This is a genomic window from Paraburkholderia sp. JPY419 (assembly GCF_050435705.1).
GTDB lineage: Bacteria > Pseudomonadota > Gammaproteobacteria > Burkholderiales > Burkholderiaceae > Paraburkholderia > Paraburkholderia youngii.
The window spans coordinates 1,410,743-1,423,468 of the sequence record NZ_JBNDKV010000004.1; the positions used below are offsets into that span (position 1 = coordinate 1,410,743).

Here is a 12,726-nt window from a genome sequence, read left to right on the forward strand (position 1 = left end):
CGTTGCAAGCTTCACTACTGATACCACAACCCGCGCGACAAGAAAAAAGCCCGCACAGCAAAGGCGGGCAATCCCACTCTCTTTGAAAGCGTGTCACGAGGATGACACGCCACAAGTTTAACCGTCATGCAACCCGCACCTACGTGTGCTGGCGATCAGTTCCGCACGAATATATCGATCGCCATTGAATCTATTGAAGCGCCGCCACGTTTTTCGCAATGGCCCGCGCAAACTGCGCGATCTGCCGGCCCTGCTCGATCAGATCCATCGCCAGTCGGAACGTGACGACGTCCGTCTTGTCGGCCAACTGAAGCTTCGCGAGCACGACCTGACGCGCGGTCGCGGCGAGTTTCTCGATGCCGGCTTTCGCGTCGATGACCTTCGCGACCTCCGCCGGGTCGGGCGCCTCGATCGTGCGGACCGCCTGCTCGAGATTGCGGATCACCGCCTCGGAAAATTGCGTGGTCGCCGCATCGCGCAGGCGCAACAGGTCGATCTGCTGCGTCATTCGCTGCTGCGCGACGCTCAGCAGCGTCGTGCCGACGATGCCGCTGATGCTCTCGAGGTGACTCGTGACCTGCGTATAGCCGACCATCTGCTGACCTTCCTCCTCCGAGTGTTCTCCCTTCGACAGGCGGCCGATATATTGAAGAATCTCGAAGGAGAGCCGATCGCTCTCCTTGTCCTTATCGAGCATCTGATTGATCTCTTCCATCGTGCCCGTCGACACCATCTGGGAGCCGCGTTGCACGACTTCGAGCACCTGCATGCCGAGCCGGGTCAGCTCGATGCGCACGCGCTGCAATCCAAGCGCCGGCACCGTCAATACCGACTCGTCGAGATACTGCGGATCGCCCGCGGGTTTGGCGGGCTTCGCGCGCTGCGGCACGACCAGTTGCGCGAACCGCGCGATGGGACCGGTAAACCAGATCAGCAGCAGCGTATTTGCGACGCTGAACAAAGTATGCACATTGGCTACCTGGCGCGGCGCCTCGGCCGCGAGGCGCTCGACGCCCTGCAGGTCTGGATGCGACGGCGATATCCAGCGCACGAATTCCGCCATCTGAGGAATCAGGAAGAGCGCGATCACGACGCCAAGCACATTGAACACCAGATGCACGACGCCCACCTGCACCGCCTCCGGTGGCTTGCCGATCGATGCGAGCAAGGCCGTGCCGCAGGTGCCGACATTCGCGCCGAGAATCAGCGTGATGGCGGCTTCGAGCGGCATCAGGCCCTGCCCACTCAGCGCAATCACGACCGCGAGCGTCGCCGCCGAGCTTTGCACGATCGCGGTGAAGACCGCCCCCACGATGACGCCGACGAGCGGATTGCGCATATCCTGCATCGCGTCGATGAACGGCTGGTACGTGCGCAACGGATGCGTGGACTCGCCCATCAGCTGGATGCCCATGAACAGCAGGCCCAGCCCCATCACGACGCGGCCGATCTGCCGCAGCAGTTCGCGCGGAGCAAACGCGTGCAGCACGAAGCCGATCGAGAGCATGTAGGGCGTCAGACGCGAAACGTCGAAGGCGATGATCTGCGCGGTGATGGTCGAGCCGATGTTCGCGCCCATGATCATCGGCACCGACTGGGCAAGTGTCATCAGCCCGGCGGACACGAAGCCGACCATCAGCACCGTCGTGATGGTCGACGAGTTCAGCAGCGCGGTCACGATGGCACCCGCCAACACGCCGCGAAACCGGTTCGCGGTCAGCACGCCGATCAACGACTGCAACTTCGATCCCGCGATCGCCTTAAGCCCGCCGGTCAAGAACTCCAGCCCGAGAAGAAACAGCGCGAGGCCGCCGATCAACAGCCCGAAGATCCCAAGGATGTTCAACTTGTCGGGATCGATGTCAGCAAGATAATCAGTCATCCTGATGTGCCTCTGATGATCACACGAATAGATGCGGGAGCAAGGGACGGCTTCGCTCCCCGGGATCGACGACCGTGCCGGCGGTCTGCCGCGCTGTGTCCGGGGCAGCTACTTAAGGCTAACGCTAAGGGTATGAGGAAGACGGCGCGCAGGCAAGGACAGGAAAGCGGCCGGCGGCATCCGGACCGCGGAGTTCGCAAAGCATTCAACCGTCAATCAAGATAATTCATTGCCTCGTCAAACAACGATTCCGGCATCCGATTTGGCAGTTAACCCGTAGGTGAAAATGCCCATCGTCCCGGCCGTTTGCCGCTGCCAATAATAGGTCCATCCTCCAATCAAACTTGCTCAACTCACCCCAAACAAGAAGGAGGACTTATGGCAAATCGTGTTGCATACGTAACCGGCGGCATGGGTGGTATCGGAACCGCCATCTGCCAGCGCTTGCACAAAGAGAACTACACCGTCATTGCGGGCTGCGGACCGAACTCGACGCGCAAAGCCCGATGGCTGGAAGATCAGAAGGCGCTCGGCTTTAACTTCATCGCCTCGGAAGGCAACGTCGCGGATTGGGAGTCCACCGCGAAAGCGTTCGAGAAGGTCAGGACGGAAGTGGGCGAAGTCGACGTGCTCGTCAACAACGCGGGCATCACGCGCGACGGCATGTTCCGCAAGATGACCTACGAAGACTGGCAAGCGGTGATCGACACCAATCTCACGAGTCTGTTCAACGTAACCAAACAGGTCATCGAGAGCATGATCGGCCGGGGCTTTGGGCGCATCATCAACATCTCGTCCGTCAACGGCCAGAAAGGCCAGTTCGGGCAGACCAACTACTCCACCGCCAAGGCCGGCATTCACGGCTTCACGATGGCGCTCGCGCAGGAAGTGGCCACCAAGAACGTGACGGTCAACACCGTGTCGCCCGGCTATATCGGCACCGACATGGTCAAGGCCATCCGTCCGGAGGTGCTGGAAAAAATCGTCGCGACGATTCCGGTACGGCGTCTCGGTACGCCGGAAGAGATTGCGTCGATCGTCGCGTGGATCGCGTCGGATCAAGCGGGCTTTGCGACCGGAGCGGATTTCTCGCTGAACGGCGGTCTGCATATGGGCTAACGGGAACGGCGCCGCGTGTGATGCGGCGCAGCCGTGTTCCGTTATCGACGTTGTCAGGTTCCGTGATGGTTTAGCGGCCCGGCGCGAGCCGGCCGCCTCAGTGAGCATATGACCAGAAAAGCGAGCCCTACTCGCGCTGCACCCGCGAAGTCGCCGCGCACCCGCCCGAAGGCGATGCTGCGCCCGATCGTGCCTGCCAAAGCAGGCGAAATCTCGCTCGACTATCACATGACGCTCGAAGCATTACGCAGCGGCGTCGCCAATCAATATCACGTCGGCAGCATGGCGCAGGCCATTTACATGGCGATGCTGCTGAATCAGCGCGGCTATGGTTCCGCCGTACCCGAGCTGTTTCGCGACGCGGAGGGCGTGATTCTGCGCTGCCGCGAGGCGGGACTCGAAACTGGCATCTGCGTGGTCGATCACGACGCCTACGCGCTGCTCGGTCAGGTCCTCACGCTCTTCGATCAGCAACTCGCGGTGACGCCAGTCGGGGCGTTGATCGCAGTCAACGCGAAACTGAAGACCCTGTTCAGCGCCGCCAATGGCCACGGTGACGTCGACAGCGAGAACACCGCATAACGACGCGTATTGGCATTTACTTGTGCAATGCGCCGCGCACATTAGATACATCGTTTCGCGTGACCGGTCCGGCCGCATTTCCCCATGTGGTTCGAACAAAGGTGAGCACACGGGCCATTTCCGTGTCCGTGAGCTTGCCGGCGAAAGACGGCATCTTGTGCGGCTCCGGTCCCGACTCGGTATGCGGACTGCCGCCGCCCTCGACCAGCAACCGCACCAGTGACGCGCTCGATGCCGACAGCACCGCGGGGTTGCCCGCGAGGCGCGGGTACTTATGCGGCACCCCGGCGCCGTCCATCTGATGACAGCGCGCGCAATACGACGCATAGATGCCCGCGCCGGGTCTTTCCACATCGCCGGTTTTCAGCGCCTGCACGGTTTGCTGCGCGGCGCTGGAACGTGCGTTGAAATTGCCGCTCGGCGCATGCGACGGCAGGCTCTTCAGATACGCGGCGATCGCCGCGAGATCGTCGTCGTTCAGGTACTGCGTGCTGTCTTCGACGACCTGCACCATGCTGCCGAACGTGATGAGTCCGCCGCCGTGACCGTGCCGCAGGAAGTCGACAATGTCGGCCGCGGAACTTCGGCCGAGCCCCGAGCCTGGGTCGGCGCTCAGGTTCGGCGCAAACCAGTGGTCGTTGGTGCCACCCGTCAGATAGGCCGATGCCGACTCGTCATAGCCGCGCTCTTCGTAGGCGGGTCCACGCGGCGTGTGGCAGGCGCCGCAATGGCCAAGCGATTGCACCAGATACGCACCGCGATTCCACTGCGCGTCATGTTTCGCATCGGCCTTGAACTGGCCTTTCGGTGCGAACACCCAGTCCCAGAACATCAACACCCAGCGCTGATTGAATGGAAACGGCAAGCGCGTTTGCGGGGCCGGCACCGCGACCGGTTGCACGCCGTGCATGAAGTAGGCGTAGAGCGCGTGCATATCGTCGTCAGTGATCTTCGCGAACGACGGGTACGGCATCGCCGGATAAAGCTGCTTGCCCCCGGGCGCGATGCCCTCGCGCAACGCGCGCGCGAAGTCGTCATAGCTATAACGGCCGATGCCGTATTGCGGGTCCGGCGTGATATTCGACGTATAGATCGTGCCGAACGGCGACCCCATGCCGAGCCCGCCGGCAAACGGCGGCGTAGCTTCAGGCGCCGCGCCCGGATGCGGGACGCGCGGCGCGGCGGTGTGGCAACCGGCGCAATCGGCGGCCTTGGCGAGATATGCGCCGCGGGCGATCTGCGCGGCGTCGGTCGAGGGGCTGGCGGCGTGTGCCGCCGCGTCGGCCGCGCTGGCGGCGTTTGCCGCCGCTGCTAACGTCAGCGCGCATGCGGCCACGATGCCGTATCTAACCGTGTCGAGAACGCCGCGCTTCATCACCACCACCTGCACGGCGACACGATCGCGACCGCGACATCCGTCGCGATCAATGCGAACAGAAATAGCATGCTGGTCATCACCGCGACGTGCGTCAGAAACCAGTCGAGTTCGGCGCGCGTGCGACGCTCGCCGTTCAGCGCACCGAGTTTCAGCTGCGCGACGCGGCGCAGATTGCGCCATGCGACCCACGTGCCGAACGCGCCCGCGACCAGACACACCGTGCCGAGCGCGACGATCGCCGGACGCATCCACGACACGAGCGGCGCGCCGAGCGGATGGTCGTGCGGATAGCAGGCCTGCGCGGCGAGCGTTTCCGCGAGCATCATCTGCAACAGCCACGCGAACGGTGCCGCGAGCAGACCGATCAGCACGTAGCGCATCGAGATGTGCGAGTCTCGGGACACCGTCGTCATGACCACTCCCGGAACAGATACGGCGTCAGATACAGCGTGCTGAAAATGAACAGCCACACGACATCGACGAAGTGCCAATACAGCCCGCCGATCGATAGCGCCGCGCAGCGCTTGTCGTCGAAATAGCCGAGCGCGGTCCAGATCGCCAGCAAGGTCAGCACAACGATTCCGACCAGCACGTGCGCCATGTGAAAGCCGGTAATCGTGAAGTACAGCGAGCCATACAGGTGCGAGGTCAGGCCATAGGGGTGGTTATGCCATTCGCGCAACTGAATGCCCATGAAGATGCAGCCCAGCACGATGCCCACCGCCATCGACGCGACCCCCAGCCGCAACCGCCGCCGGCGCACGCAGCGCTCGCAGAACCAGACGAACACGCTGCTCGACAGTAGAATGACCGTATTCGCGCTGCCGAGCCCGAGCTCCGGCAAGCCCTCGGGCGGCCAATGCTGCTGGCTCTGCGACGCCAGATACAGATACGAGAAGATCAGATAGCCGAACAGCGCGCCTTCGGTCGCGATCAGCGTGAAGCAGCCCCACCAGCCGCTCGACCGCTCGCCCGCGCTGCCAACCGGCAATGCTCGCGCGGTCTGGTCCGGTTCGCTCGACGCGCGATTGAAATTCAGTGCATCGCTCACGTCAGCCTCCCGCGTCCTCGACCGCGACCGGCTCGCGCTGGATCAGCGCGCGCTCGGGCCACAGCCACGTGATGATCGACACCGCGCAACCGGCCAGCATCGCGCCCACGAAAACCCACGCGGTCAACGCGAGCCCCGCGAACAGTAGCGCGGCAAAGACCGCGAGCCAGAACGGCGCGTATGAATCTTCGGGCATCTTCAGGATCACGTCGGGACTCGCCTCCAGTGCGGTCGTGCCCAACGCTTCGCGACCTTGCGCGAGCAGATAGCCTTCGTCGAGTTGCGAGCGCGCTTGAACCGCCTCCCCCGGCTCTTCGACGCGTCCTTCCCACAATGGATGCCGGCTCGCGAGCGTCGGCACAACCGCGAAGTTGTACGGCGGCGGTGGCGAGCTGACCGACCATTCGAGCGTCGGCGCATCCCACGGATTGTTGCCGGCGAGCTTGCCGCGCTTCAGGCTCACCGCGATATCGATCAGAAACAGCAGCACGCCGGCCGCAAACAGGAACGAACCGAGCGACGTGACGAGATTCACCGTATTCCAGCCCATGTCGGCGGGATACGTGTACATGCGGCGCGGCATGCCGAGCAGTCCCGCGATATGCATCGGAAAGAACGCGACGTTGAAGCCGATGAACAGCACCCAGAACGCGAGCTTGCCGAGACGCTCGTTCGTCATCCTGCCGGTGAACTTCGGAAACCAGAAGTAGATGCCGCCGATCACCGGAAACACGTTGATGCCGAGCAGCACGTAGTGCAGATGCGCGACGACGAAGTAGGTGTCGGTGAGTTGCCAGTCGAACGGCACCGCGGCCGTCATCACGCCGGAGACGCCGCCGATCACGAACAGCAGCACGAAGCCCGCGAAAAACAGGAACGGCACGCGATACACGGGGCGGCCGGTCCAGATCGTCGCGACCCACGCGAACGTCGCGACCGCGCTCGGCACCGCGATGACCATGCTGGCCGAGCCGAAGAACGACAGCGCGAGCGCGGGGATGCCGGTCGCGAACATATGGTGGATCCACACGGCAAAGCCGAGCACCATCGTCGCGACCGTCGCCAACGCGACCGGCCCATAGCCGACCAGCGGCCGGCGGCAAAAGACCGGCAGCGCATCCGACACGATGCCCATCGCCGGCAATACGACCACGTAGACCCACGGGTGCGCGAAGATCCAGAACAGGTGCTGCCATAGCAACGGACGCCCGCCATTGAGCACGTCGAAGAAATGCGTGCCGATGCGGCGGTCCATCCACAGCATCAGAAACGCGAGGCTCACCGAAGGCACCGCCAACAGATTGCCGCCCGACGCGGTCAGCGTGCCCCACACGAGCACCGGCACGCGATCGAGCGACATGCCCGGCGCGCGCATCCTCAGCAGCGTGACGACGAAGTTCATCGAGCCGACCGTCGTCGAAATACCGAGCAGCACCATGCCGAGCGCATACACGTCGATGTTCGGGCCGTTGCTGTATTCGAGCCCGGACAGCGGCACGTAGTTGAACCAGCCTGCGTCGGGGGCCTGGCCGGTCGGAAAACTCGCATACAGGAAGATGCCGGCGAACAGGAACACCCAATACGACAGCGCGTTAAGGCGCGGAAAGGCCATGTCGCGCGCGCCGAGCACGAGCGGCCAGATATAGTTCGAAAAGCCGGACAGAACGGGCAGCGCGTACAGAAAGATCATCGTCAGTCCGTGCATCGTGAACAGCTGGTTGTACTGTTCGGGCGTGAGCACCGTTGCGTTGGGACGCGCCAGTTGAACGCGCATGATCAGCGCTTCGACGCCGCCCATCAGCAGGAAGACGAAGGCGGTCACCAGGTAGCGCAGGCCGATGGTCTTGTGATCGACCGTCGAGAACCAGCCGCGCCAGCCGGGCCGCGACTCCCAGATTTCGCGCAGCCGCTTTTCCTGCTCGCTGCCGGGCTCGACGCGGCCGCGCCGCGGCGTGCGGGTCAGTGCGGGCAGTGAAGCGGAAGCGGGATGATCGGACATTGAACGGGCTCCTCGAGTGCGATGCGCTTCAATGCAGCGTCGCCAGATACGCCGACATCGCGGCGGCCTCGCTGGTGGTCAGCGCGATACTGGGCATCAATCCGTCGGGTTTGATTCGCTGCGCCTGCTCGATCCATTCGAGCAGATGGTCGGGCGTGTTGCTGAGCGCGCCTGCCGCGATCATCCGGCGCGAGCCGAGATGCGTCAGATCGGGCGCCTGCACGCCGGTGGCCTTGGTGCCGCGAATCGTGTGGCAGCCCGCGCAGCGCTCTTCGAACAGATGGTGGCCGGCCGCGACCGCTGCGTCGCCCGTTGGCACGCTGGCCGCGCGTCCCTGCGCGTCGCGCCACGCGTTGAATGCCGAGGCGTCCTGCGCGATCACTTCGAACGCCATATGCGCGTGCTGCGCGCCGCAGAACTGCGAGCACTGCCCTCGATAAATGCCGGGACGGTCCGCCTGAATCCACTGCTCGTTGGTTTGCCCCGGAATCGTCTGCGTCTTGCCCGCCAGTTGCGGTACCCAGAACGCGTGCACGACGTCCGCGCTTTTGAGCTGGATCTTCACGGGTTCACCGACCGGGATGTGAATCTCGTTCGCGGTACTGAAGTTGCGGGCCGGGTTCGGATCGTCGCTGTAATCGGCCTTCCACCACCAGTCGTAAGCGGTCACGGTGATCGTCAATTGCGGATACGACGCGGGCGACGCCACCGATTCGAGCGTGATCAGGGCATAGACCAGCATCGCCAGCAGCACGACCGACGACACCGCGGTACCGATGAACACCCAGCGGATGCCACCGGGCTCGGCGCTCAGCGCATCCGGTCGCGCCGCGGGACGCTTGCGGACCATCGCGCCGATCAACAGACCGGCGACGATCAGCGTGACCAGCGTCACGATCGCGGTGAAAACCCAGCCGAGGTAAAGCGTCGGACGGGCCGCCGGGCCCGCCGCGTGCAGGAAGTAGTTCAGCGGTGCCACCGGGTTGGCGTGCGCGGAGTTTGCGGACGCGCTAGCCAGCGCCGCTAACGACGTGACGCTGCCCCGCCTGATGCGCCGTCCTGACGTTCCGGATGCTTGCGCTGCTGCCACTGGGGACCCCGCTGGTGATGAGCTTTCAACACGCGTCGTCCCCTGCGAACGAGACGACGCCCAAGCAGGTCAGCAAAAATCAGGCCTCGTGTGTCGAGCTGTTGCCGTGAATAATTTAGTTTAATAGTTTCCTTCTCAAAAAAAACCGCCTATAGAATGCCGCTCTGCATAAGTTAATTATTTACGAGTTCATTGTTATCGGACAATCTGGAGGACAGGTGTTTCAATGCACGTTCGAATTGAATGGTAAGCCGATGAGCGAATTCAGGATTGGCGCTCTATCGTTTCCTGCATACTCTGGGCAGGGGAGTCATATCAACAAGGCGGCTGGAATGTGCACGCCGAGGATCGGCGCCATTCCCGTCGGCAGATACTATATTTTTGACCGTAGATCCGGCGGCATTCTTGGACCATGGAAAGATCGGCTTAACCTGAATGGCAATAACAAGAGCGAATGGTTCGCGCTCTACGCTATCGACGCTAATATCGACGACGATAAAGTCTTATGCGACGGCATTATTCGTGGCCAGTTCCGATTGCATCCGAAGGGCCGATTGGGGAGAAGCGAGGGCTGCATAACTATCGACCGACTCGCAGACTGGCATCATATTCGTTCGATATTTACCCACACGCCAAAAGTATCAGTGCCTGGATCGGAATTTAAAGCGTACGGTGAGGTGATTGTGAGATGAAAAAAGTCTTAATTTGTCTCGCGGTCGGTTTCGCCTTACTGCTCGCAATCTTTGCCAATGCGCTGTGGTGGATGATGAATCCAGAAGCGCCCTTGAACTTTTCGAATCCGATATGGAAATTGGCGGTTCGTGTGTACGGGGTCAAGACGGCATATCAGGAATCCGACCTCGCCTTCCTCATGTCGTCGGCCGCTATCGTGCTAGGTTTCGCCGCAGCAGTTCTGCTTGTTTGGCGAAGCAAGAAGCGTGGTCAGCGAAAGCTCGACGACTAGCCATCTCGCGGTGGAAATAATCGCTAACTCCGCATCAAAAGTTGCACCCAAAGCCCGCCGACCAGTGGGCTTTGTCGTTTTTGGGCTTCACCACGGTGACCCACCGTCAACTACCCGCTAAGCTCGCGAGAGCGCCACGCGCATCACCAATCAACGTCCGCCCGACCGAAAAAGCCATGCGTTCGAATGTCTCGCTGCTCCGCCGCCTCGCCGGCCTGCTGGTCGCTCTGCCCCTCGCCGCCGCTCTGCAAGGCTGCGCGAGTCCGGACACCGACGAGGTCGCGCGTACCGGCCCCTATCGCGCCGATATCCTCCGCACCGCGCTCGGCATTCCGCACATCAAAGCCGACGACTGGGGCAGCCTCGGCTACGGGTACGGCTACGCGCAAGCCCAGGACAATCTGTGCACGATGACCGAAAGCTTCGTCACCTATCGTGGCGAACGTTCGCGCTTCTTCGGCGCCGACGCGCGCCCCGCGTTAGGCGCGACGTTCGGCCAGCCCGACAACCTCGACTCGGATTTCTTCTTCCGTTTCATCGTCGACGATGCGACCGTCGCGCGCTACCGCAAAAGCCAGACCCACGACATGCGCGCGCTGATCGACGGCTTCGTCGCCGGCTATAACCGCTACGTGGCCGATCTGGCGCACGGCGACTTTCCGGGCGCGCATGCGGCCTGCCGCGCGGCGCCGTGGCTCGGCAAGATCAGCAACGCGGACGTCTACCGGCGTCAGATCGCGGCGAATCTGGCCGGTGGCGAGGCCCGCTTCATCAATGCGATCGCGACCGCGCAACCGCCACAGGCGATGCCGAGCCCGCCGCAAAGCGGGTTGCACGGTGACGCCGCCGTCGCTGCACCGCTCGCCGACTTCGGCGGCCATGCTGGCATCGGCAGCAACGCCCTCGCGTTCGGCGCGGACGCGACGCACACCGGCAGCGCGCTGCTGCTCGGCAATCCGCACTGGTTCTGGACCGGCCCTGATCGCTTCTACCAGGCTCAACTCACTATTTCCGGTAAGCTGAACGTCAGCGGCGTGTCGTTTCTCGGCGTGCCGCTGATCGTGATCGGCTTCAACGACAACGTCGCGTGGACGCATACCGTGTCCACCGCGAAGCGCTTCGGCCTGTTCAAGCTGACGCTCGAAGCTGGCGCGCCGACCCGGTATCAGGTCGACGGCAACAGCGTAGCGATGACGCCGACGCGCGTGAACGTCGAAGTGCGCGCCGCCGACGGTTCGCTGCATACCGTGTCGCGCACGCTGTATCGCTCGCGCTTCGGGCCGCTCGTCAACCTCCGCGCGATGTCGCCCGCGCTAGCGTGGAATGCGCAGCAGGCCTTCGCGCTGCGCGACATCAATACCGACAATTTCCGCACGTTCGAAAACTTCCTCGAATGGAATCAGGCGGCCTCGCTCGGCGATTTCATCCGCATCCAGAAGAAGAACGCGGCGGTGCCGTGGGTCAACACGCTCGCGATCGGCCGCGACGATCCGCGCGTGTGGTACGCGGACATCGGCGCGATCCCGGACGTGCCCGACGAGTTGGCGCAACGTTGCACGCCGCCGGTCGGCCGGGCACTGGCGCAGATCATGCCCGCCGCGCCGGTCCTCGACGGTTCGCGCAGCGACTGCGACTGGCGCGACGAGCCTGGCGCGGTACAGCACCGTGCGTTGCCGGTCGCGCGGATGCCGTCGCTGCTTCGGCGCGACTATGTCGGCAACTTCAACGACAGCTACTGGCTCACCAACCCGGCCGCACCAATGACGGGCTACGCGAAGATCATCGGCGCGACCGAGACGCCGCAGACGCTGCGCACACGGCTCGGCTATACGATCGCCGCGCAATTGCAGAACGATCCGCATGGCGTTTCCGCCGATGCACTCGGCCGCGCGGCGCTCGACAGTCGCTCGATGTCGGCGTTGCTGTTCAAGCAGCCCGTGCTCGACCGTTTGTGCAACAGCAGCGCGCTCGCGGCCCTGCCGGCCGACCCGAACCCGGAGCAACAGCGCGCGGCGTGCAAAGTACTGGCCGCATGGGACGATACGGCCGCGGCTGGCGCAGCGGGTGCAACCTTGTGGGACGAACTGTGGCGACGTCTGCTGACGATTCCGCCCGCGCAGTTATACGCGGTGCCGTTCGATCCCGCGAAGCCGTTGACCACACCCGCGGGCATCGCCGCCGATCCGGCGAAGCTCGCCGCCGCGCTGCATGACGCGCTCGCGGCACTGCAACGCGCTGGCATCGCGATCGATGCGCCGCGTAGCGCCGCCCTCTACGTGCAACGCAATGACGAGCGCATTCCGCTATTCGGCGGTTGCGACGCCGGTGGCTATTTCACCTCCGCGTGTGGCGCGCATCCATTCGACGCGAGCGGCTATTCGATGAACGTCCAGCCGATGGGCGACACGTATCTGCAGATCGTGTGGTTCTCGGACGGTCGGGTGATCGCCCGCACGCTGCTCGCGCCGTCTGAATCCGACGATCCGGCGTCGCCGCACTATGCCGACGGCACGCGCGATTACGCGGCCCAGCGCTGGACGATTTTTCCGTTCTCCGAAGAAGCGATTGCGCACGACCCGGCGTTGAATGTCCGCACGGTTAGTTCGTCGGACTCCGAGGGGAAAGGGCAATAAGCGGTATGACGGGCGACCCGCCCGTCGT

General features: G+C 63.4%; 11 protein-coding genes. 5 read left to right on the forward strand and 6 right to left on the reverse strand.

The features are described 5' to 3' along the window. Window positions 1-190: 190 nt before the first annotated feature. Window positions 191-1,882, reverse strand: coding sequence for a Na/Pi cotransporter family protein (locus QFZ91_RS34970; protein WP_429570029.1), 1,692 nt, complete (start codon window positions 1,880-1,882; stop codon window positions 191-193). A 378-nt stretch (window positions 1,883-2,260) separates the two neighbouring features. Between QFZ91_RS34970 and QFZ91_RS34975 the strand changes: the two genes are divergently transcribed. Beyond that, entirely contained in the window at window positions 2,261-3,001 is a 741-nt protein-coding gene (locus QFZ91_RS34975) for a 3-ketoacyl-ACP reductase (protein WP_429570030.1), read from the forward strand. Window positions 3,002-3,175: 174 nt separating this feature from the next. Next, window positions 3,176-3,583 (forward strand): Fis family transcriptional regulator, encoded by a 408-nt coding sequence (locus QFZ91_RS34980; RefSeq protein ID WP_429570031.1) that lies wholly within the window; start codon window positions 3,176-3,178, stop codon window positions 3,581-3,583. A 16-nt stretch (window positions 3,584-3,599) separates the two neighbouring features. On the opposite strand, the gene QFZ91_RS34985 is transcribed toward QFZ91_RS34980, so the two are convergent. Genes QFZ91_RS34985 through coxB form a run of 5 tightly spaced genes read right to left on the reverse strand, consistent with a single transcriptional unit; the run spans window position 3,600 to window position 9,062 of the window. Continuing rightward, the gene (locus QFZ91_RS34985) at window positions 3,600-4,958 is read right to left on the reverse strand and encodes a c-type cytochrome (RefSeq protein ID WP_429570032.1); all 1,359 of its coding nucleotides are present in this window, start codon (window positions 4,956-4,958) and stop codon (window positions 3,600-3,602) included. Then, entirely contained in the window at window positions 4,958-5,374 is a 417-nt protein-coding gene (locus QFZ91_RS34990) for a hypothetical protein (RefSeq protein WP_429570033.1), read from the reverse strand. Before QFZ91_RS34990 ends, QFZ91_RS34985 begins: the two co-directional genes overlap by 1 nt. Further along, the gene (locus QFZ91_RS34995; protein ID WP_429536230.1) at window positions 5,371-6,012 is read right to left on the reverse strand and encodes a cytochrome c oxidase subunit 3; all 642 of its coding nucleotides are present in this window, start codon (window positions 6,010-6,012) and stop codon (window positions 5,371-5,373) included. Before QFZ91_RS34995 ends, QFZ91_RS34990 begins: the two co-directional genes overlap by 4 nt. A gap of 1 nt (window position 6,013) precedes the next feature. Continuing rightward, a complete protein-coding gene (gene ctaD, locus QFZ91_RS35000; protein WP_429570034.1) occupies window positions 6,014-8,011 on the reverse strand; it encodes a cytochrome c oxidase subunit I in 1,998 nt (665 codons plus the stop codon). A 28-nt stretch (window positions 8,012-8,039) separates the two neighbouring features. Further along, window positions 8,040-9,062 carry a cytochrome c oxidase subunit II gene (coxB, locus tag QFZ91_RS35005; protein WP_429570949.1) on the reverse strand — a complete coding sequence of 341 codons (1,023 nt, stop codon included), beginning with the start codon at window positions 9,060-9,062 and terminating at the stop codon, window positions 8,040-8,042. Window positions 9,063-9,319: 257 nt separating this feature from the next. On the opposite strand from coxB, the gene QFZ91_RS35010 reads away from it, so the two are divergent. The 3 genes from QFZ91_RS35010 to QFZ91_RS35020 all read left to right on the forward strand — a co-directional run bounded on the left by QFZ91_RS35010 (window position 9,320) and on the right by QFZ91_RS35020 (window position 12,698). Next, window positions 9,320-9,793, forward strand: a complete 474-nt coding sequence (locus tag QFZ91_RS35010; protein WP_429570035.1) for a DUF2778 domain-containing protein — start codon at window positions 9,320-9,322, stop codon at window positions 9,791-9,793. Then, entirely contained in the window at window positions 9,790-10,065 is a 276-nt protein-coding gene (locus QFZ91_RS35015) for a hypothetical protein (protein ID WP_368716011.1), read from the forward strand. The genes QFZ91_RS35010 and QFZ91_RS35015 overlap by 4 nt, the downstream gene beginning before the upstream one ends. A 176-nt stretch (window positions 10,066-10,241) precedes the next feature. Continuing rightward, the gene (locus QFZ91_RS35020; protein ID WP_429570036.1) at window positions 10,242-12,698 is read left to right on the forward strand and encodes a penicillin acylase family protein; all 2,457 of its coding nucleotides are present in this window, start codon (window positions 10,242-10,244) and stop codon (window positions 12,696-12,698) included. Window positions 12,699-12,726 lie beyond the last annotated feature (28 nt).